Below are 20,127 nucleotides of genomic sequence, written 5' to 3'. Positions count from 1 at the left end.
TTTCATTAGAAAACAAACTTTTTTCATTATTTTTTAAATTTCTGCTCCTTTTTACGAATATTATAATTGAGACCTCTAATATTTTTTAAAAAAGGAGTTTTATGCAGAGAATAAAGAAACTACTCTTGGCAGCTTGTCTTTTCTGGGCAGGAGCTTCACAAGTTGCAAGAGCAGACCAAAACGTCAATTATATCTACAAGGAAAAAGGACAATTAGTTGTCCACCTCGGGACCATTCCAGATCGCTTCCAAAGCGTTAGCGTCCCCATTTGGTCCGAGCAAAATGGCCAGGACGACCTCATTTGGTATCCTGTCCAACGAGGAGAAAATGGGTTTGATTTGCAAGTACCTCTGACTAATCATTTGGATCAAGCAGGACTTTATCACATCCATGTCTACGGGATCCATTCTAACGGAAATATTGAAGGACTGTTTCCTCTACAGACAATCATTGAAGAAAAAGATCTGACTTCTTCCCAACCCAAGATTACAGTCCGACCTAGCACTGCACAGCTATTTGAGATCCAACTCCAGCTTTTTGAAGATGTGGAGGAGGTCTTCTTTCCCATCTGGTCTGAACAAGATGGCCAAGACGACTTGATCTGGTATCCCGCAAAAAGAACGGCACCTGGTCGCTACCAATTATCCTTCAATGCCGAGAAACATACAGGGAAAGGAACCTTTCATCTCCACGTCTACCAAAAAGACAAGGGGCACTTAAAAGGCCTGCTTGCCACTGAATTTCAGGTCGAGCGGGTCAAACCTGCTCCACTGGTCACTCAACCGGATAATTACTATCCCGTCGGCGAATGTACCTGGGCGGCAAAAGAGCTAGCTCCTTGGTCACAAAACTGGTGGGGAAACGGTGGCATGTGGGCAGCTAGTGCACGCGCTGCGGGCTTCCGGACAGGAAATACCCCAGAGGTCGGTGCTATCGCCTGTTGGGATAATGGAGGCTATGGCCACGTTGCAGTCGTGACGGAGGTCGAACATGATCAAAAAATCCAAGTAAAAGAAGCTAATTACAATGGAAATCGGACCATCAACAATTTCCGTGGCTGGTTTGACCCCACGAATGTTGTCTGGGGAACAGTCAGCTATATCTATCCAAATTAAGGAATTCCTAACCAGAACAAAAGGCGCTCATCAATCGATGAGTGCCTTTTTAGATTAATGTCTGAAGTGACGAACACCTGTAAAGATCATGGTCAAACCATATTTATCAGCCGCTTCGATTGACTCTTGGTCACGGACTGATCCACCCGGTTGGATGATAGCCTTAATTCCTGCCTTAGCGATTTCTTCTACGTTATCCGCAAATGGGAAGAAGGCATCTGAAGCAAGGACAGCACCGTCAAGGCGGTCTTTAGCTTGGTCAATAGCGATGCGGACAGATGCCACACGGTTGGTTTGACCAGGGCCAACACCAAGTGTCATGTGGTCGTTGGTCACGATGATCCCATTTGATTTGACGTACTTGATAGCCTTCCAAGCAAACTCAAGAGCTGTCGCTTCTGTCTCCGTTGGTTGGCGTTTGGTCACTACTTGCCAGTCAGCTGGACTTTCTTTGACAACGTCTTGATTTTGAACGAGGAGACCACCAACAACACCAGTGTATTCTGCTTCCACTTCGCTAGCATCTTGAGCATCAAACGGCAACGCAAGAATCCGCAAGTTTTTCTTCTTAGTTGTCAAGATTTCAAGCGCTTCATCTGTGTAGCTTGGTGCAATGATGATTTCAAGGAAGACTCCATGCATTTTTTGAGCCGTCGTAGCGTCTACCTCACGGTTGAGAACGACGATTCCACCGAAGATGGATACTGGGTCAGACTCATAAGCGTAGTCCCAAGCAGTTTCAATATCATCAGCTTGACCAATCCCACATGGGTTCATATGTTTCAAAGCCACAACGGTTGGACGGTCTTTGAAATCACGGATGATCCGAATCGCAGCATCCGCATCGCGGATATTATTGAAGGACAATTCTTTCCCGTTGAGCTGTTTCGCGGATGCAATCGAATAATCCGTTGGCAAGGCCTTTTGGTAGAAGTCTGCGTCTTGTTGAGGGTTTTCCCCGTAACGCATGGCTTGCTTGAGATCATAAGTCAAAGTAAGTTTTTCAGGTTTTTCTTCACCCACTTGAGCTGTGAAGTATTCAGCAATCAACGCATCATAGGCTGCTGTGTGGCGGAAGACTTTCGCTGCCAAACGTTGGCGAGTTTCGTAACTTGTTTCGCCGTTGGCTGCAAATTCGTCCAAAACCACAGCATAGTCAGCAGGGTCTACCACAACTGTTACGCTAGCGTGGTTTTTCGCTGCTGAACGAAGCATGGATGGCCCACCGATATCGATATTTTCAACTGCGTCCGCGTAAGTTACATCTGGTTTAAGAATCGTTTCCTTGAATGGATAAAGGTTGACCACCACAAGGTCGATCAACTCAATCTTGTTGTCCTTAGCAGCCTCTAGGTGGCTATCGAGGTCACGACGAGCGAGGAGACCGCCATGGATATTTGGGTGGAGAGTCTTGACACGACCATCCATCATTTCTGGGAAACCAGTCACATCATCGATAGCAATGGTATTAACACCAGCATTGTCAAGGGCAACTTTAGTACCACCAGTTGAGATGATGTCCCAACCAAGTTTCTTGAGTTCTTGGGCAAATTCAACAATGCCCGCTTTATCTGAAACACTAATTAGTGCGCGTTTAGTCATTCTATTCCTCTTTCTTTAGATCCAACCGCATAGCGACTTCGTTATTTTCTTCTATAAATCCTGTTTCCTGAAAACCCAAACTAGTCAGCAGGTACTTCATTTTTTCATTTCCAACCACATAATCTGCGATAATATGATTGCAATCTCTATCCATCTGAGCCTCTTTGATCAGAACTTCCAAGGCTTTTCGTCCATAACCTTTTCCTTGGTACTGCTGGCCAATCATTATCCGCCAGATAAAGTATTCTGCCTCATCCTTATCTATTTCCAACAGTAGAAAACCAACTACTAGCTCATTCCAATAGATTGCCATGGGAAACACATCCCCATTCTCTCGGTAGAGCCATGCGTCAGCTAAAGAACGCTCATTGGGAGCTACAAAACGCGCTCGTTCATCAGCATCAGATATTTTCAAATCCAGCACTGCCTGAAAACTGCTCTCATCTACTAATTTCAGATTAATCATTTTTCTCCTTTTGAATAAATAGGATTTTGAGGTGATTAAAGACTAATCTAACTCATATAAAAGGTAGTTATCAAAATTTATGATTCCTTTGAGGTAATCTCGGTCTGCTTTAGACAACTCAAATTCTGGAAAGGTCGCAATTAAACTGGACAAATAAAAATAATTCGGGTGCCGACGATAAGAAAAACCTGCTTGACCGAATTTTCCTTGACAAAAATCATAGGCAAGTTTTAATTCTTGACTTGTGACACCGTCTAAAATTTTATCTAACTCTGAAAGCTGACTTTTATCAGTATTTTCTATCATAGCTTTCACTGTATTTACTAAAACAAAAAGAAAATCCTTAGTATTATCCAGTAGGATTGGTCTGTTAGATAACTTATTCTTTAACTCCATATAGTATTGGTCCATAATCATTTCTTCCTCTCCACTCCCAAACTATCCAAGACTTCCGGATAGAGCTTGTACTCTGTTTCGTGGATGCGCGTTTCGAAAGTAGCAAGGGTATCCCCTTCAAGGCGTGGTACACGGACTTGTTTGATGACCTTACCGGTATCAACACCAGAGTCCACCCAGTGAATGGTCACACCGCTCTCAGCTACACCTGCATTCCAAGCATCCTCAATACCATGAGCACCTGGAAATTCCGGAAGATAGGCTGGGTGAATATTGATAATTCGACCTTCATAAGCTGCTAGTAAGGTTGGGCCAACGATTTTCATGTAGCCTGCGAGGCAAACCAAGTCAATCTGATGTTTATCCAAAAGTTCGACAATGGCTCCTTCATAGTCTGCCTTGTTCTCAAACTCTTTGAGTTCAAAGGCATAGGTTAATACCCCTAGCTTTTCGGCACGTTCTATGACATAGGCATCCCGGTGATCTGAAAAAACAAATTCTACTGGAAATTGTTCCGCGATCACCTGGAAGTTTGAACCATTTCCGGAAGCAAAAACAGCAATTTTTTTAGCCATTATTTTATCACCACATTTGCATCTGTCTTCTTGACAATCCGACCAATTTCATAAACAGGTTCGTCAAGAAGTTCTTTGACACGTTCCACATTTTCTAGTTTGACCGCAAGCATGAGACCAATACCCATGTTGAAGATTTCAAACATTTCTTCATGTTTGATTTGGCCATATTTTTCAAGGGCTTTGAAAATCGGAAGAACTGGCACTTTGCTTTCATCAATTTCAGCAGCCAAGTCATCTGAGAACATACGTGGTACATTTTCGATGAAACCACCACCTGTGATATGGGCGATTCCGTTGACCAATTCTTCTTTGATGAGCGGTATAACAGCCTTAACGTAGATACGAGTTGGTTCAAGAAGAACGTCTTTAAGTTTCTTGCCTTCTAACTCAGGTAATACTTCTTCACCTGTGTAATCCGCAAAGACACGACGCACGAGTGAGTAACCATTTGAATGGATACCACTTGATGCAAGGCCAAGAATCACATCCCCCTCAGCTACTTTTGAACCGTCGATAATTTGAGATTTTTCTGCAACACCGACAGCAAACCCAGCCAAGTCATAGTCGTCTTCGCCATACATACCAGGCATTTCAGCAGTTTCCCCACCGATGAGGGCTGCTCCAGCCTGCACACACCCTTCAGCTACACCAGCAACGACTTGTTCCAATTTAGCTGGTTCATTTTTACCAGTTGCGACGTAGTCCAAGAAGTAGAGGGGCTCTGCACCTGCAGCGATGATATCGTTGACACACATAGCCACACAGTCCTGACCGATTGTATCGTGCTTATCGTACTTGATGGCCAGCATGATCTTAGTTCCGACACCGTCCGTACCTGAGATCAAAACAGGCTCTTTGACACCTGTTTTTGAAAGGTCAAACATGCCACCGAAACCACCAAGAGCTCCCATAACACCCGCACGTTCCGTACGTGCCACGTGTTTTTTGATCCGTTCAACAACTTCATAACCCGCTTCAACATCTACACCAGACTGCGCGTAAGCATTTTTGTTTGTCATTTGTTCATTCCTTTTCTTTTTTTGAGAAAGATTGCGACGTATTTTTAGATAAACCATCTTTTTATCTAAAAATACTAGTCAGGTCTCTAGCTTTGATCCCATAGGACAAAGCGTCTACTGACAAATGCTTTAGCTTTTAGTCAGTAGTGAGACGTGGAGCGTATGCATTCTTATTTGTCATTTGTTTATTCCTTTTTCTCTTCCTAGAGTCTACTGTGATTGATCAGATTCACTTGCAAACATTCCTAATAAAAGGAGGTCTGCTCATTCAAGCTTTCCAAATAGCGTTCTTCGTAGTCATATAAAGGTGTTGGGTATTTCCCATCGAAGTAAGCTACACAAAGACCACCGTTTGGTGCATCGGTATCAATACCAATAGAATCAATCAAGCCATCAATGGACAAGTAGGTCAAGCTATCCGCACCAATAATCTCACAAGTTTCCTCTACTGTATGGTTGGCTGCGATCAGCTCCTCGCGGCTCTGAATATCAATTCCGTAGAAACATGGATAAGCCAGAGCTGGACTGGCAATTGCCACATGGACTTCAGTAGCCCCTGCTTCTTTCAACAATTTCACAATCCGACGAGAGGTCGTTCCACGTACAATAGAATCATCAATCATGACAACCCGTTTGCCTTTCACGACCCCAGATACGGCAGAGAGCTTCATCCGCACTCCTTGTTCCCGCAATTCCTGAGTCGGTTGGATAAAGGTCCGTTGGACATACTGATTCTTGATCAAGCCCATTTCATTTGGCAGACCGGATTCTTCCGCAAAGCCCATGGCCGCACTGAGAGAGGAGTTGGGAACCCCCACTACAATATCTGCTTGGTTCTTAAATTCTCGTGCTAACTGAGCGCCCATCCGCTTGCGAGCCGTATGGACGTTGACTCCTTGGATATTGGAATCAGGACGAGCAAAATAGATATACTCCATAGAACAAATCGCTAGTTGAGTATCATCCGTATAGCGATCATAGGTAATACCATTTTCATCGAAAATCACGAGCTCACCAGGATGCACATCTCGAATCCATTCTGCCCCAATCACCTCAAAGGCACAGGTTTCCGAAGAAACAACCAAGGCACCATTGGCCATTTTCCCGATAGAAAGAGGACGGAAGCCATTTGGGTCCAACGCCGCGATCAGCTTATCTTCAAACAGCATCAGATAAGCAAACCCACCTTTGACCGTATTGAGTGCTTCCTTGATTTTCCCCATAAAGGAAGGGTTGTGGCTCCGACGGATCAAGTGGGCCAGAATTTCTGAGTCAGAGGTCGAGCTAAAGATGGCTCCATTTTTTTCTAATTCCGATTTGAGCGATTGGGCATTGGTCAAATTCCCATTATGGGCCAGACCAAACTGCGTATCGTGAAAGCGGAAGAGGAAGGGTTGGATGTTATCCACAGACGCTTCCCCCGCTGTCGCATAGCGAACATGTCCAATAGCAGAAGATCCTGTCAATTTTTCAAGATTTAAAGGATTCCGAAAGACTTCTGAAAGCAGACCTGTATCCCGATGGCGTCTCAAGGTTCCTTGGTCATTGGCCAAGATGCCTGCCCCTTCTTGTCCCCGGTGTTGGAGACTGTGAAGGCCAAAATAGGTGAGTTTTGCTGCGTCTGGATGTCCCCAAATCCCAAAGACTCCACACTCTTCATTAAGAGATTTTACTTCGTATGTCATGTTGTATACCTTTTATTTTCCAGTAAAGTATTGAACCGCTGATGCAAAAAGATGTTGATCTTTATTTCCTGGAATATTTTGGAAGAGACCGTCTTCAAAACGTTCTGAGTGACCCATCTTCCCGATGATTTGACCGTTCTTGCTGGTAATTCCTTCGATGGCATGGACAGAACCATTTGGATTGTATTTAGAATCCATGCTTGGTTGGCCCTCAAAATCAACGTATTGGCTAAAGATTTGACCATTGTCACGAAGCTCTGCGAATTCCTCAGCTGTCACGACAAACTTCCCTTCACCGTGTGATACTGGGATAGCGTGGATGTCTCCAACTTCTACTCCCGCAAGCCATGGTGAGTTGGTATTGGCAATCCGTGTTTCCACCATCTTAGCCACGTGTTGGTTGGCATCATTGTAGAAGAGGGTTGGACTGGTACTGCTTGCATCTTCAAAGTTACCGTATGGAAGGAGACCTGATTTGACAAGAGCTTGGAATCCATTACAGATACCGATGATCAAGCCACCGCGTTCGATGAAGCTATCAATAGCCGAACGAACTTTTTCATTGAGCAAGATGTTAACGATAAATTTAGCTGATCCATCTGGTTCATCCGCTGCTGAGAAGCCACCTGCAAAGAAGATAATGTTGGCTTTTTCAATGTTGTCAACCATGGTGTCAACAGACTTGACAATCACCTCTTCATTCAGTGTGACAAATGGTACCAAGTTAACTTTTGCGCCTTCTTTTTCAAAGGCCTTAGCTGAATCGTACTCAGAGTTGGTACCTGGGAATACTGGGATGTAAACCACTGGTGTATCAACTGTTTCTTTAGCTTTAATCACAGCATCTGTTGCTACAGCAGGTACTTCTTCCAACTCAGTTGCTTGTGCAAATTCCGTTGGGTAAACTTCTTCCAATTTACCTTGGAAAGCACTGTCAAGTTTGTGTCCATCAAGCGTTACACCATTGACAGTAAGTGTAAAGTCAGCTACTGTTTGTCCGATCTTAGCAACACCTGCAATTTCTTCAGTCGATGTGAAGACGAATCCACCCAATTGGGCTGTCAAGCTAGTGTCAAGGTCAGCTAATTCGACGTTTGCTCCGATATGGTTCCCAAATGTTGCAAGGGCAAGAGCTTCAACCACACCACCATATTTAACAGCTGATGCGGCTGTCACTTTGTGGTCAGCTTGGATAGCTTCAAATTGAGCAAAGTTCGACTTGATGAGTCCAAAGTCAATTTCTTGTGCCAAAGCATGACCAGGAATGTAGTAAATATTTTCACCAGCAACTTTAAATTCTGGAGAAAGAACCTTACGGCTATCCGCAGTTGTTACCCCAAAAGCAACCAAGGTTGGTGGTACTGTCAATTCTTCAAAGGTACCAGACATCGAGTCTTTACCACCGATAGATGGCAAACCAAGTTGAATCTGAGCTTCAATGGATCCAAGAAGAGCTGATACTGGTTGGCCAAAACGCTCTGCTTGTTTATCCATCCGCTCGAAGTATTCTTGATAAGAGAACCGAGCCTTAGACCAGTTGGCACCAGCAGCAACCAAACGAGCAGTTGCTTCGATGACCGCATAAGCAGCACCATGATATGGAGACCATTCGGCGATATAAGGGTTAAATCCTTGCGCCATAACAGAAGCAGTTGTTGTCACGCCATGTTGGACTGGCAATTTCTGTACAGAAGCTTCCGTTGGTGTAATTTGGTAGCGACCACCGAGTGGGTGATTGACTGTTGAACGACCAACTGAACTATCAAAGATGGTTTGTAACCCTTTTTGACTGGCATGGTTAAGGTCAGCCAGGACTTCAAGAGTATCAGCTTCAAGGGTTGCAGCAGATGTTTGACGTTCTTCTGGAAGCTTAACATCCTTGTCAACCACCTTAGCATCTACAACCACACGTACACCGTTTGTATCAAGGAAACGACGTTCCAAATCAACGATGGTTTCACCATTCCAGTGCATGACAAGATTTGGTTTCTCCGTCACTGTTGCAACGACAACAGCATCAATATTTTCTTTGTTACATGCTGCGACGAAGGCATCTACATCTTCTGGACGAACCACGACAGCCATCCGTTCTTGAGATTCAGAGATGGCAATTTCTGTACCGTTCAAACCTTGGTATTTCAATGGCACTTTGTCTAGATCAATTTCAAGACCATCTGCCAATTCACCGATCGCCACACAGACACCACCAGCACCAAAGTCATTTGATTTCTTGATCAGACGGGTCACTTCCCCATTACGGAAAAGACGTTGAATCTTACGTTCTTCGATGGCATTCCCTTTTTGAACCTCAGCACCAGCTGTTTCAACAGATTCAACCGTTTGAACTTTAGAAGAACCTGTCGCACCACCGACACCGTCACGTCCAGTCTTCCCACCGAGCAAGATAATCACATCACCTGCTTCAGGTTTTTCACGGACAACATTTTCTTTAGGAGCCGCACCGACAACTGCACCTAGCTCCATACGCTTAGCAACGAAACCTGGGTGGAAGTATTCACGAACATAAGTTGTCGCCAAACCAATTTGGTTACCGTATGAAGAATAACCGTGAGCCGCTGTTTTAGAGATCACTTGTTGTGGCAATTTACCAGCACGAGTTGCTGAAATTGGAGCTGTAATATCACCAGCACCTGAGATACGCATGGCTTGGTAAACGTATGAACGACCTGACAATGGGTCACGAATGGCACCACCAATACAAGTAGCCGCACCACCAAATGGTTCGATTTCAGTTGGGTGGTTGTGGGTTTCATTCTTGAACATAAGAAGCCATGGTTCTTTCACACCATTGACATCCACTTCAATTTCAACAGAGCAGGCATTGATTTCATCAGACACTTCCATGTCATCCAAACGACCATTAGCACGCTCATAACGACCAAAAATAGTGGCCATATCCATCAAGGTTTGAGGTTTTTCCGTACGTCCCAACTCGTCACGCATGGCGATATATTTGTCATAAGTCGCTTGCAATTGTTTTTCAAATTTAGAAGCTGAGAAGTCGATGTTTTTCAACTCAGTCTCGAAAGTTGTATGACGGCAGTGGTCAGACCAGTAGGTATCCAACACCTTCAACTCAGTCTCAGTTGGCACACGTCCAATAGACTTGAAGTAATCTTGAATGAAGAGAAGGTCATCCACTTCCATGGCCAATCCTTGCTCAGCCTTATACTGTGCAAAATCTTCTGCCGTATAAATTTCAAAGAAATCCAAGCTTGGAATGGTCTTGTTAGACTCAGAAAAATCCTGTTTCGCAATACCAACAGTGATATCTTTGAAACGAGAATCCACTGGATTCAAGAGGTAGTTTTTGACAGCTTCCAACTCATTCGCATCAATATCCTTGTTAACCAAGTACAATTGCGCTGTGTTCACTGTTACATCATTTGAACTACCAAGCAAAAGCAAAGCTTCTTGCGAAGATGCTGCCCGTTGGTCAAATTGACCAGGCAAACTTTCGATAGCAAAGAAAGCATAGTTCTCAAGATCAGCCTGAACCGCAGCCTCGTCCAAAACAGTATCAGTCACTTGCTCAGAGAAGATGTGTTTTTCCGCACGCGCAAACAAGTCCTCTGCCAAACCAAAGACATCATAAACCTGAACAATCCGAAGATCCTTCAACGTTTTCAACTGAAGATTATGCTGTAATTCTTTTACTAAAGAGTCCGATTTCACACGAAAATCAGCTTTTTTCTCAACGAAAATACGTTTATCCATTTTATTTCCTTTATTTCTATTCAAACATGCTCTTGAAGACGAAGATTTTCCGTTTCAAAAAGATTACTTCAAGCCCTGCAATTTCTCTAACACAACCTTGTACACATCTGTCAGACTGCCCAAGTCTCTACGGAAAACATCCTTGTCCATATGGTGCCCTTCCGCATCCCAAAGACGGCAGTTATCTGGTGAGAATTCATCTGCCAAGATAATCTTGCCATCCTTATCAAAACCAAATTCCAATTTGAAGTCAATCAAACGAAGACCAATTTGTGCAAACCAATCTTTCAACAATTCATTGATACGACGCGTTTCTTCCTTGATATAAGCAATTTGCTCATCATTGGCAATATCCAAGAACTTGACATGCTCATCATTGATAAAGGGATCATCCAACTCATCATTCTTGTAGTAAAATTCAACGATTGGAGTCTCCAAGTCCAAACCTTCTTCAACGCCAAACCGTTTAGAAAAGGAACCCGCAGTCACATTACGTAGAACAACCTCCAAAGGAATGATAGTAACCTTCTTGTTCAATTGTTCGGTATCAGAAATACGTTCGATAAAGTGCGTCTCTACACCCTCAGCATTCAATTTTTCAAAAATAAGAGACGAAATCTGATTGTTGAGCACACCTTTCCCCTCAATGGTCTCTTTGCGAGCTCCATTCAGCATGGTGGCCTGGTCCTTATAAACGGACTTAATCACATGTTCGTCTTCTGTACTATAAATATCTTTTGCTTTCCCCGTATAAATTAATTGATCGGACATCTTCTTGTTCGCCTTTCATCTTTTATCCCTTTCAGTGTATCACAGAGAGGTTGTTTTTTCAAGTTAAATCCGTATCTTGTTCGCTTGTAACACAAAAATAATAAGAGATTGAATCAAAAAGATTCAACCTCATATTTTTAGATGCTTATTCGTTCGTAAAAACCGAACTTTATTTGCTTGTTTTCTTCAAAACGTAGTCTACCATATCTCCAACAGTTGCCATGGCATCAATATCCTTGTCTGGAATATTGATTTGATAGGCTTCTTCCAAATAAATAATGTATTCCATGAGATCAACGGAATCCACTTCCAAGTCTTTTCGTAAATCCAAATCCAAAGAGACCTCATAGTCAGATCCCTTATTATCTTGAATCAACCCTTCAACTAGTTTAAAAATTTCTTGATGACGACTCATTTCTCTTCCTCCAATTCTGATAATTCAACCACAGATTTACGAATAACATCTGTTTCCAACATGGTCCGGATCTGGCGAATTGTGCTATAGACAGCCTTGGCATCACTAGAACCATGGGTTTTCACGACAGGGGCTTGCAAGCCAAACAAGACCGCACCTCCAACATCTGAATAATCCAAGGTCTTTTTCAAACCTCGTAGATCATTCTTCAAGAGGAAGGCTCCAATCTTGGCTTTCAACCCACCACCACTAAGGACCGTTTTCAACTGTTTAAAGAGGCCCAGAGCAGTTCCTTCCATAGTCTTAAGGACAGCATTACCTGTAAATCCATCTGTCACAATGACGTCAGCAACTCCATCCATCAAGTCACGCGCTTCCACATTTCCTATAAAATTAAGAGAAGGATCCGCTGCTAATAGTTGATAGGTCTCCTTGCGTAGGGGATCCCCCTTGCTTTCCTCTGTTCCGTTATTTAAGAGACCGATACGAGGCCGCTTAATGCCACGGACATTCTCTGCATAATAGGCTCCCATAATCGCATATTGGTGCAAGTGTGTTGGCGTATTTTCAGCATTTGCCCCCAGATCCAACATATCATAGCCCTTCCCATCAAGGGTAGGAAGAGTCGACATCAAACCTGGACGATCGATGACCTTGATCCGACCGACGATGAAGTAACCAGAGGCAAGAAGAGCTCCTGTATTTCCTGCAGAAAGCATCGCATCCGCTTCCCCATTCTTAACTGCATGCGCTGCTAAGACCATACTTGCTTGCTTTTTCCGACGAATCGCACGAGTTGGCTCATCATCTGAGTTGATTTTCTCATCCGTATGGACGATGGATACCCGTTCAGTTGCCGTTAGGTATTGCTTAATTTTAGCCTCATCCCCATACAAAATGACTTCAATATCCTTAAATTCTTGTATGGCTTGATTGACCCCTTCTACCAGGGCCTGTGGAGCATGATCTCCACCCATTGCATCAACTGCAATTTTTTTCATTTCTTACCTCCAGACTGATCTTTTAAGATCTCTCCCCAGCTTCCCAGGGAATCAATAAATTTCTTAGCTTTAAGATGAATGCCGACATATTCATCATAGAGTTGGTCTAGACACTTTCTCAACTCTTTCTTCATCGCATCATGGATGGAAATCGTCTCTAACTCACTAAATTTCACGGCTTGAAAACGATCTAGCAAATAGAGAGCATTTGGATCCCAGTGGGCCCGTCTTTCGTCACGATCATAATGATCTGGGCAAAGGACACCACCCAAGCGGAATGAAAAATCAAAAGGTAGCCCCACTCGATGACAGACACAACACTCATGGACGTTTAAGGCAACACCAAATCGGGATAAAATCTGCATTTCAAAAATATTGGTCAAGATTTCATAATCCAAGCCCCGATCCATCAATTGCAAGGTCTGCTCTAAAAAAGCAAATAAAGCTGGATCAGGTTGACGATCCTGTATACTAGCATCTGCCAAGGCCAGTATATAGGTTGCGTAGGAAAGACGAAAAAGATCTTGATTAATCCCTTGGAAACTTTGAACCTCATGAATATCTTCGATATAGCTGAGTCCGTCATCATTGATTTTCAGATACATATCCGCTAAAGTCAAAGGTTGGATCATAGAATTCAACCGAGAACGATTGGCATGTTTCACGAAAAACATGAGCTTGCCAGCTTGCTCTGTAAAGATTTTAACCAGCTTATCATCCTCTCGGTAATCCCGATGGTAGAGGACGATGCCACGACTCTCAATGCTCTCCAGCATGTTCTTTCATAAACTCCTTCAACCGACTCATCGCTTCTTGGATCACTTCCATACTTGCTGCATAAGACAAGCGCACATAGCCTTCTCCATATGGGCCAAAAGCCATTCCTGGGATAAAGGCAACAGCCTTTTCTTGGGCTAGGAGCTTCAAAAAATCGAAGGAATTTTGAAGATATCCTTGTGGGATCTTAGCAAAAATATAGAAGGCCCCATCCGGGCGGATAATATCAAAGCCCATGGCAGACATTTCTTTGATGATATAATCTCGACGCTCTATGTATTCCCGTTTCATCGGCTCTGCGTCGTCTTTACCAACCGTTAAGGCTTCAATGGCTGCATACTGGTTCATGGTCCCCGCTGCAGTCACCAGGTACTGATGACTCTTGATTAATTGAGCTGTCAAGGAAGCCGGCGCAAAGATAAAACCAAGTCTCCAGCCTGTCATAGCATGAGACTTAGATAAGCCATTGATAATAATGGCTTGGTCCCGTAGATAGGATCCTAAGGAAACGTGAGGCTGACCTGTATAGGTTAGCTCTGAATAAACTTCGTCACAAACGACAAAGACTTCATATTTCTTCAAGACTCTAGCCAACTCCTGCATCTGCTCCTTAGAGTAGGTGACACCAGTCGGATTAGCTGGGTAGTTGAGAATAACCGCCTTGACGCGGTCACCTTGCTCTTCTAAGGCCTTTTCTAAAGCCTCTGGGCTGAGGATAAAGCGATTGTCTGTCGTATCGATTTCGACGACACTAGCCCCCATCAGTTTAATAATGGGTTCGTAACCAGGATAAGCAGGTGCTGGTAATAGCACCACATCTCCCGGTTCCAATATAGCCGTCAAGGTCGCAGAAAGGGCCTCCGTTGCCCCAATGGTGACCAAAATTTCATCCTCTGGTCGATACTGTAGGTTATATTTTTCAGCTACAAACTGACTAGCAGCTTCACGTAGAGCTAACAAGCCACTCATCCCCGTATAATGGCTCTGGTTGGCGTCAATAGCTGCTTTTGCTGCTTCCTTTACATGATCTGGAGTCGTAAAATCTGGCTCACCCAAGGTTAAACGTAAAACACCTGGAATAGAAGAAATGGCTTGGTCAAACTGACGAATCAAAGAAATCTCGATTCGATTCAAATTTTGATTAAACCGTTTTGTTAAATCCATAGCCACCTCCAAAAAAAGTTCTATCACCATTATACTATAAATAGAAAACCATCGCAAAAAAGGGGCTAGCCCCAACTAAAATGATACAATAATAACCTTTCTCATCAAAAAAGGCTGGGACAAAAGTCCTAGCCTCTCAATTGTCTTTGGATTATCGAGCAAGACGCAGTGGTTGAGTGGGCTCTACCACGCTGATTTCATCAGCTTTTACAGCCCTACTCAACTGTGCGGAGGTGGGACGACGAAATCGAATTCTAACGAATTACCGATTTCTGTCCCACTCTCTCTCATTGAATAAATTTTACCAAATCTTTTCTATTCTTGACCACGTGTTGCAACATAATTCAACTGATCACCATGTTTCGCCAAGAAATCCTTCATTTCCGAATCCGGAATTTGACGAAGGTAGAGATTGGAACGGATCGTTTCATCTTCTTCACGACAAGTAGACAAGACTAAGTACTTATCAGAAGCTTTGATTTTAATATTTGGATTCTTTGTCCGCGATCCTTCATAGTTATGCTTCAATTGGGTAGTGAAATCTTCATCATCCTTAAAGCTTGTACGGTAGAAAGCAGTCGTTTCAGGAACAATGACCAAGCACATTGCTTCATAATAATACTTACGCTCAGGTGTTTCAATAACTACATAAGGATGTTGGTCAAAGTACTCTTGGTTATCATAGAAGTTAACATCGTTAAACATCCGATGATCTGCAACCTTGCTCCCACGAGCATGACCGAATAACCAAGTCAACCGATCGCTAAAATCTTTTTTGTTATCCGTATCCATGAAGACCGTACCTAAATACGGTTGGTAGCCACCTTCAAAAGTTTTATCCAAGTAAGTAGCATTATCACCTGTTTGAACTACTGGCTCATCTAACTCCGTACCAGGAGCATAAACATAGGCAATCGTCTCTGGATTAACTGCAGTAAATTTGGCAAAACGATTTGCTAGGTAATCTTTCTCCTCTTGACTAGGGGTATATTTTACCTCTTGTTTAGAACTAGTCGAACCGCTTGTAGATTTCGCAGTTTCCTGATGTGTCGATGTGGATTTTTGTTTACCAAATGGATTGAAGAAAATAAACCCAAGAACAAGTGCTACAACGGCTACTAAGGCAAAAAGAATTCCCAATCCCTTTCCTTTGGAAGTCGTCTGTTTCTCTGCTCGTTTCATAAATTAGAATTCTCCTAATAAGTATTCGATTTTTTCTAAAAAATACACTGAGCCCAAGGACCCAGTGTATTTTTATGAGCTAATTAATAATTAAATTATTTAACTGCGCTTGTTTTTGGAAGAGTTTTTTGTCCAGCAGCTGGAGCTTTTCCTTCTTCTTTTTTAGCGTCTTTCTTTCCTTCAGCTTTATCAGCTTTAGGACCTTTTTCACGAAGTACGAATTCGTTTTCGATAACGTTTCCGTTTGCATCTTTCTTAGGTTCTACAACTGCGTTGTTAGCTTCACCTGTTTTAGCTTTAGAGTTTTCTTGTTGAGCTTTGTTACCAAAATCTCTAGCTTGATCAAGAGATGCTGCATCTTTATCAGTATCTACATAACCTGAACCAAGAACTCCGTTAGGTCCACCAAATGGGATATCGTCTGCTGCGAAAACTGGTGCTGCTGCTGCAAATACTGCAAGCGCTGCTACTGATGATAATAAAACTTTTTTCATTGTTTTATCTCCTTTTTTCATTTTAAAAATATTTCGTTACTTCGTAACTAGTTTAAGTATACTACTATATCATATATCTGTCAACAAATTTTTTAGCTAATTTTAAAATTTTTTTAATTTTTTTTAGGAAACAAACTATTTGATTTTCTAAGGCATTTTCCTTACTCTATTTGACTACACCACTCTTTGGCAAGGTCTTTTTGGGTAGACAAGGATCCAATCTATCCTCATTTTTTTGTGCTTCCTTCAGCAACTCCTCCCTCTGATTCTTTATCTTACTTTCTTTTTTTAACCAGTTGAAAAACATATCTTTCCTTTCTTCAAAAAAGAGGCTTTCTACAACCTCTTTTTTACATTTTAAGATTTTTTCGCATTTCCAGTTTCAAATAGAGGAGACAGAGGACGTTTTTCATGAATGCGGATAATCGCTTCTGCTAATAGTTTTGCGATGGAAATTTGTTCAATTTTATCGATTAAGCGCTCTTCAGGTAGGTAAATAGTGTCCAATACTACCAACTTCTTAATCGCTGATTTCTGAATATTGTCCATAGCTGGACCAGACAATACAGGGTGCGTACAACTTGCATAGACTTCTACTGCTCCTGCTTCAGCAAGTGCATCCGCAGCGTGGCAAATGGTTCCCGCAGTATCAATCATATCATCAATCAGGATACAAGTTTTCCCTTCAACGTTCCCAATGATGTTCATGACTTCGCTGGTGTTCATTTTATCAACACTCCGACGTTTATCAATGATGGCGATTGGTGTTTTCAAAAACTCAGCTAGCTTGCGAGCACGCGTCACACCACCGTGGTCCGGACTGACTACCACATAGTCAGAACCAATCATGCCACGACGTTCAAAGTAGTCTGCAATCAATGGAGCCCCCATCAAATGATCCACTGGAATATCAAAGAACCCTTGAATCTGAGCCGCATGCAAATCAATGGTTAAAAGGCGATCCACACCAGCAATCTCTAACATATTGGCAACCAATTTGGATGTAATCGGCTCACGAGCACGAGCTTTACGGTCTTGACGGGCATAACCATAATAAGGCATCACTACATTAATGGTTTGAGCACTGGCACGTTTTAAGGCGTCTACCATGATCAATATTTCCATTAAATTATCATTGACAGGAGAGCTCGTAGATTGAAGAATATACACCTCTTTACCACGAATAGACTCCTCGATATTGACTTGGATTTCCCCATCTGAAAATTGACGTACGGTCGACTTACCAAGTGGCAATCCCATCTCCTTAGAGACACGTTCAGCCAAATCTTGGTTAGAAGATAAAGCAAACAGCATTAAATCCGAAAACGACATGATTTCCTCCACATAAAATTAACCACAATGTACAAATGTACAAATCTTCTCTTTACCCATTGTAACGCTTTTTACATGATTTTTCAATCCATAATCCATCAAAAATTAAAATAGTAACTATAGTAAAAAACACCCACTAAAAGTGAGTGTTTTAATTTTTTAGTTTGGATAGATATAAGTAACTGATCCTTGTGCATTCACTGGGTTAAACCATCCACGGTAGTTCCCAATGCTACGAATACCTAAGTAGTTAGATTCAGATACTTGGATACTTGTAGTAGATTGAACAGCTGTAACAACCGCTACGTGTCCATATCCACCGTCATTCCAACATGCAATAGCTCCAACTTGTGGTTGGCTACCAGTACGGAATCCAGCTGCTGCGGCACTTGCAGCCCACTGTGCTCCATTACCCCAGTAATCGCCAGCCCAAGGTGCCAATACTTTAACACCCCAAGTACATTCACCTACTGGGTATGAACTTGCAGAAGAGCTGTATGTTGGACGACTAGTTGCTGCTGGTGTAGTAACTGTTTGAGTTTGAACTGCTGGTGCTGCAGCAGGAGTTGCAACAGTTGCTTGAGGTTGTGCACCTTCAGCTGCAGGTGTTTGAGTAGCAGCTTGCACTTGTGCTTGCAAGTTAGTATTAGCAGATGCTTCTACAGCCTTACGCTGTTCTTCTTGTTGAGCACGGTATGCAGCTTCTGCAGCTGCTTTCTCAGCTGCTGCTTTCTCAGCTGCTGCTTTTTCTTCAAGCAAAGCATTCTTTTCATTTTCAGCTGTTGACTTTTCAGCCGCTAAATTCAATTGAGCGACTTTCAACTCAGCTTCCTTAGTTGCTAAAGCTTGTTCATCATCATTTAATTGTTGTTGGTTCGCAATAACAGTGTTAATGGCATCGTTGTTTTCTTTTTGCTTAGCATCGATATCTTCTTTATCACGTTTTTGCTCTTCCAACATTTTGTTATTCGCACTAGCAATCTCATTCATTGCAGAAACGCGTGAAATAGCTTCAGTCAAAGAACCAGAACTTACAATAGCGTTAATGTAACTTGTAGCAGTTCCTGTTGTTTGAGCACTACGTGCTTGGTTCGCTAATGATTCTTGACGAGCAACAATGTTCTTAGAGAGCTCTTCAATCTCTGCAGAAAGTTTAGCAGACTCTTCATTCAAACGTTCATTTTCAGCTTTAAGAGTTTCTTGTTGTTTTTTGATTTCAGAAACTTGAGCTTGAATTTGATCAACTTGTGCTTGCGCACTTTGTTCTTTTGAACTCAAATCAGCAATCTTATTATCTTGTGCAGCAATTTTATCATCAGTAGAATCAGCTCCTACAGAAATAACTGTACCTACTTGTGATAAAGCAACTGTAGTAAGTAAAATAGTCGTTAATAATTTTTTCTTCATAAAATAAAAGACTCCTTCATATAAGACACTAACTAGTATAACAGAAAATGAAAGATTTTATATTACGCCTTTGTTACAATTTTATTTCTATTGATGTATCAAAGTAACAAAAAAAGTTAGCTAGAAAGCTAACTTGATTCCGTACGGAGAATGGGGGATTCGAACCCCCGCGCCAGTTACCCGACCTAACGATTTAGCAAACCGTCCTCTTCAGCCTCTTGAGTAATTCTCCAAAATGGGCACGAGTGGACTCGAACCACCGACCTCACGCTTATCAGGCGTGCGCTCTAACCACCTGAGCTACGCGCCCAAGTCAAAAACTTGGTAATGAACAAAAGTTCAAAGCGGGTGACGAGAATCGAACTCGCGACAACAGCTTGGAAGGCTGTAGTTTTACCACTAAACTACACCCGCTTATTATTAAGGAAAATGGCGCGAGACGGAATCGAACCGCCGACACATGGAGCTTCAATCCATTGCTCTACCAACTGAGCTACCGAGCCAAATATTGCGGGAGCAGGATTTGAACCTACGACCTTCGGGTTATGAGCCCGACGAGCTACCGAGCTGCTCCATCCCGCGTTAATATTAAGGAGGATGTGGGATTCGAACCCACGCACGCTTTTACACGCCTGACGGTTTTCAAGACCGTTCCCTTCAGCCGGACTTGGGTAATCCTCCAGCTAATTATGGACCTTGTAGGACTTGAACCTACGACCACTCGGTTATGAGCCGAGAGCTCTAACCAGCTGAGCTAAAGGTCCGACAAGATCAATAGTATAGCGGCGAAGGGGATCGAACCCCCGACCTCCCGGGTATGAACCGGACGCTCTAGCCAGCTGAGCTACACCGCCATAAATCGGGAAGACAGGATTCGAACCTGCGACACCTTGGTCCCAAACCAAGTACTCTACCAAGCTGAGCTACTTCCCGAACTAAAGCTTACGCTTTATGCACCCTAGAGGAGTCGAACCTCTAACCGCCT

Annotated in this window: 17 protein-coding genes and 9 tRNA genes; 1 reads left to right on the top strand and 25 read right to left on the bottom strand. The window is 42.9% G+C overall.

The features are described from left to right. The first annotated feature begins 101 nt into the window (after window positions 1–101). Entirely contained in the window at window positions 102–1,115 is a 1,014-nt protein-coding gene (locus tag H8S88_RS08770; protein WP_048687873.1) for a GBS Bsp-like repeat-containing protein, read from the top strand. 54 nt (window positions 1,116–1,169) lie between these two features. Here the strand turns inward: H8S88_RS08770 and purH are convergent, their stop codons facing one another. The 25 genes from purH to H8S88_RS08645 form a co-directional block, all read right to left on the bottom strand. After that, on the bottom strand, window positions 1,170–2,717 hold the full coding sequence (gene purH / locus H8S88_RS08765) for a bifunctional phosphoribosylaminoimidazolecarboxamide formyltransferase/IMP cyclohydrolase (protein WP_125336208.1): 1,548 nt from the start codon (window positions 2,715–2,717) through the stop codon (window positions 1,170–1,172). A 1-nt stretch (window position 2,718) separates the two neighbouring features. Beyond that, window positions 2,719–3,183 carry a GNAT family N-acetyltransferase gene (locus H8S88_RS08760; protein WP_048789404.1) on the bottom strand — a complete coding sequence of 155 codons (465 nt, stop codon included), beginning with the start codon at window positions 3,181–3,183 and terminating at the stop codon, window positions 2,719–2,721. A 42-nt stretch (window positions 3,184–3,225) separates the two neighbouring features. Next, window positions 3,226–3,594 (bottom strand): hypothetical protein, encoded by a 369-nt coding sequence (locus H8S88_RS08755; RefSeq protein ID WP_236128260.1) that lies wholly within the window; start codon window positions 3,592–3,594, stop codon window positions 3,226–3,228. 2 nt (window positions 3,595–3,596) lie between these two features. Beyond that, window positions 3,597–4,154: a phosphoribosylglycinamide formyltransferase gene (gene purN / locus H8S88_RS08750; RefSeq protein ID WP_048789402.1), complete on the bottom strand. Its 558-nt coding sequence runs from the start codon at window positions 4,152–4,154 to the stop codon at window positions 3,597–3,599. Beyond that, window positions 4,154–5,176 carry a phosphoribosylformylglycinamidine cyclo-ligase gene (gene purM / locus H8S88_RS08745; RefSeq protein ID WP_048789401.1) on the bottom strand — a complete coding sequence of 341 codons (1,023 nt, stop codon included), beginning with the start codon at window positions 5,174–5,176 and terminating at the stop codon, window positions 4,154–4,156. Before purM ends, purN begins: the two co-directional genes overlap by 1 nt. Before the next feature lie 245 nt (window positions 5,177–5,421). Further along, a complete protein-coding gene (gene purF, locus H8S88_RS08740; RefSeq protein WP_048687883.1) occupies window positions 5,422–6,861 on the bottom strand; it encodes an amidophosphoribosyltransferase in 1,440 nt (479 codons plus the stop codon). A 12-nt stretch (window positions 6,862–6,873) separates the two neighbouring features. Then, on the bottom strand, window positions 6,874–10,599 hold the full coding sequence (locus H8S88_RS08735) for a phosphoribosylformylglycinamidine synthase (RefSeq protein ID WP_048789400.1): 3,726 nt from the start codon (window positions 10,597–10,599) through the stop codon (window positions 6,874–6,876). A gap of 63 nt (window positions 10,600–10,662) precedes the next feature. Then, window positions 10,663–11,370, bottom strand: coding sequence for a phosphoribosylaminoimidazolesuccinocarboxamide synthase (gene purC / locus H8S88_RS08730; RefSeq protein ID WP_125336207.1), 708 nt, complete (start codon window positions 11,368–11,370; stop codon window positions 10,663–10,665). Window positions 11,371–11,539: 169 nt separating this feature from the next. Continuing rightward, window positions 11,540–11,785 (bottom strand): phosphopantetheine-binding protein, encoded by a 246-nt coding sequence (locus H8S88_RS08725; protein ID WP_048687889.1) that lies wholly within the window; start codon window positions 11,783–11,785, stop codon window positions 11,540–11,542. Further along, window positions 11,782–12,786 carry a phosphate acyltransferase PlsX gene (gene plsX, locus H8S88_RS08720; protein WP_048789398.1) on the bottom strand — a complete coding sequence of 335 codons (1,005 nt, stop codon included), beginning with the start codon at window positions 12,784–12,786 and terminating at the stop codon, window positions 11,782–11,784. The genes H8S88_RS08725 and plsX overlap by 4 nt, the downstream gene beginning before the upstream one ends. Beyond that, a complete protein-coding gene (gene recO, locus H8S88_RS08715; protein ID WP_048789397.1) occupies window positions 12,783–13,562 on the bottom strand; it encodes a DNA repair protein RecO in 780 nt (259 codons plus the stop codon). Before recO ends, plsX begins: the two co-directional genes overlap by 4 nt. Beyond that, a complete protein-coding gene (locus H8S88_RS08710) occupies window positions 13,546–14,727 on the bottom strand; it encodes a pyridoxal phosphate-dependent aminotransferase (protein WP_125336206.1) in 1,182 nt (393 codons plus the stop codon). The genes recO and H8S88_RS08710 overlap by 17 nt, the downstream gene beginning before the upstream one ends. A 315-nt stretch (window positions 14,728–15,042) precedes the next feature. Continuing rightward, on the bottom strand, window positions 15,043–15,909 hold the full coding sequence (gene srtB, locus H8S88_RS08705; protein WP_125336205.1) for a class B sortase, LPKTxAVK-specific: 867 nt from the start codon (window positions 15,907–15,909) through the stop codon (window positions 15,043–15,045). 95 nt (window positions 15,910–16,004) lie between these two features. Next, window positions 16,005–16,403, bottom strand: a complete 399-nt coding sequence (locus tag H8S88_RS08700) for an LPKTxAVK-anchored surface protein (protein ID WP_125336204.1) — start codon at window positions 16,401–16,403, stop codon at window positions 16,005–16,007. A 357-nt stretch (window positions 16,404–16,760) separates the two neighbouring features. Next, on the bottom strand, window positions 16,761–17,735 hold the full coding sequence (locus H8S88_RS08695) for a ribose-phosphate diphosphokinase (protein WP_061564550.1): 975 nt from the start codon (window positions 17,733–17,735) through the stop codon (window positions 16,761–16,763). A gap of 159 nt (window positions 17,736–17,894) precedes the next feature. Further along, window positions 17,895–19,142 (bottom strand): peptidoglycan hydrolase PcsB, encoded by a 1,248-nt coding sequence (pcsB, locus tag H8S88_RS08690; RefSeq protein WP_125330024.1) that lies wholly within the window; start codon window positions 19,140–19,142, stop codon window positions 17,895–17,897. A gap of 144 nt (window positions 19,143–19,286) precedes the next feature. Further along, window positions 19,287–19,374, bottom strand: a tRNA-Ser gene (locus H8S88_RS08685). Window positions 19,375–19,378: 4 nt separating this feature from the next. Beyond that, window positions 19,379–19,452, bottom strand: a tRNA-Ile gene (locus tag H8S88_RS08680). 33 nt (window positions 19,453–19,485) lie between these two features. Then, a tRNA-Gly gene (locus tag H8S88_RS08675) sits at window positions 19,486–19,556 on the bottom strand. A 16-nt stretch (window positions 19,557–19,572) separates the two neighbouring features. Then, a tRNA-Phe gene (locus H8S88_RS08670) sits at window positions 19,573–19,645 on the bottom strand. Between the two features lie 5 nt (window positions 19,646–19,650). Continuing rightward, a tRNA-Met gene (locus tag H8S88_RS08665) sits at window positions 19,651–19,724 on the bottom strand. Between the two features lie 9 nt (window positions 19,725–19,733). Further along, window positions 19,734–19,823, bottom strand: a tRNA-Ser gene (locus tag H8S88_RS08660). Between the two features lie 9 nt (window positions 19,824–19,832). Beyond that, window positions 19,833–19,906 (bottom strand) — tRNA-Ile (locus tag H8S88_RS08655). Window positions 19,907–19,922: 16 nt separating this feature from the next. Further along, a tRNA-Met gene (locus H8S88_RS08650) sits at window positions 19,923–19,996 on the bottom strand. Between the two features lie 5 nt (window positions 19,997–20,001). After that, window positions 20,002–20,075 (bottom strand) — tRNA-Pro (locus tag H8S88_RS08645). Between the last annotated feature and the right edge of the window lie 52 nt (window positions 20,076–20,127).

The sequence above is a fragment of the Streptococcus sp. GS001 genome (assembly GCF_021595565.1).
Classification (GTDB): Bacteria; Bacillota; Bacilli; order Lactobacillales; family Streptococcaceae; genus Streptococcus; species Streptococcus xiaochunlingii.
This window is presented reverse-complemented; position numbering and strand designations above follow the sequence as displayed.

What these genes read in the sequence shown, in the direction of transcription:
- H8S88_RS08770 (WP_048687873.1), top strand. Translation starts at nt 102, where the DNA reads ATGCAGAGAATAAAGAAACTACTCTTGGCAGCTTGTCTTTTCTGGGCA.
- purH (WP_125336208.1), bottom strand. Translation starts at nt 2,717, where the DNA reads ATGACTAAACGCGCACTAATTAGTGTTTCAGATAAAGCGGGCATTGTT.
- H8S88_RS08760 (WP_048789404.1), bottom strand. Translation starts at nt 3,183, where the DNA reads ATGATTAATCTGAAATTAGTAGATGAGAGCAGTTTTCAGGCAGTGCTG.
- H8S88_RS08755 (WP_236128260.1), bottom strand. Translation starts at nt 3,594, where the DNA reads ATGGACCAATACTATATGGAGTTAAAGAATAAGTTATCTAACAGACCA.
- purN (WP_048789402.1), bottom strand. Translation starts at nt 4,154, where the DNA reads ATGGCTAAAAAAATTGCTGTTTTTGCTTCCGGAAATGGTTCAAACTTC.
- purM (WP_048789401.1), bottom strand. Translation starts at nt 5,176, where the DNA reads ATGACAAACAAAAATGCTTACGCGCAGTCTGGTGTAGATGTTGAAGCG.
- purF (WP_048687883.1), bottom strand. Translation starts at nt 6,861, where the DNA reads ATGACATACGAAGTAAAATCTCTTAATGAAGAGTGTGGAGTCTTTGGG.
- H8S88_RS08735 (WP_048789400.1), bottom strand. Translation starts at nt 10,599, where the DNA reads ATGGATAAACGTATTTTCGTTGAGAAAAAAGCTGATTTTCGTGTGAAA.
- purC (WP_125336207.1), bottom strand. Translation starts at nt 11,370, where the DNA reads ATGTCCGATCAATTAATTTATACGGGGAAAGCAAAAGATATTTATAGT.
- H8S88_RS08725 (WP_048687889.1), bottom strand. Translation starts at nt 11,785, where the DNA reads ATGAGTCGTCATCAAGAAATTTTTAAACTAGTTGAAGGGTTGATTCAA.
- plsX (WP_048789398.1), bottom strand. Translation starts at nt 12,786, where the DNA reads ATGAAAAAAATTGCAGTTGATGCAATGGGTGGAGATCATGCTCCACAG.
- recO (WP_048789397.1), bottom strand. Translation starts at nt 13,562, where the DNA reads ATGCTGGAGAGCATTGAGAGTCGTGGCATCGTCCTCTACCATCGGGAT.
- H8S88_RS08710 (WP_125336206.1), bottom strand. Translation starts at nt 14,727, where the DNA reads ATGGATTTAACAAAACGGTTTAATCAAAATTTGAATCGAATCGAGATT.
- srtB (WP_125336205.1), bottom strand. Translation starts at nt 15,909, where the DNA reads ATGAAACGAGCAGAGAAACAGACGACTTCCAAAGGAAAGGGATTGGGA.
- H8S88_RS08700 (WP_125336204.1), bottom strand. Translation starts at nt 16,403, where the DNA reads ATGAAAAAAGTTTTATTATCATCAGTAGCAGCGCTTGCAGTATTTGCA.
- H8S88_RS08695 (WP_061564550.1), bottom strand. Translation starts at nt 17,735, where the DNA reads ATGTCGTTTTCGGATTTAATGCTGTTTGCTTTATCTTCTAACCAAGAT.
- pcsB (WP_125330024.1), bottom strand. Translation starts at nt 19,142, where the DNA reads ATGAAGAAAAAATTATTAACGACTATTTTACTTACTACAGTTGCTTTA.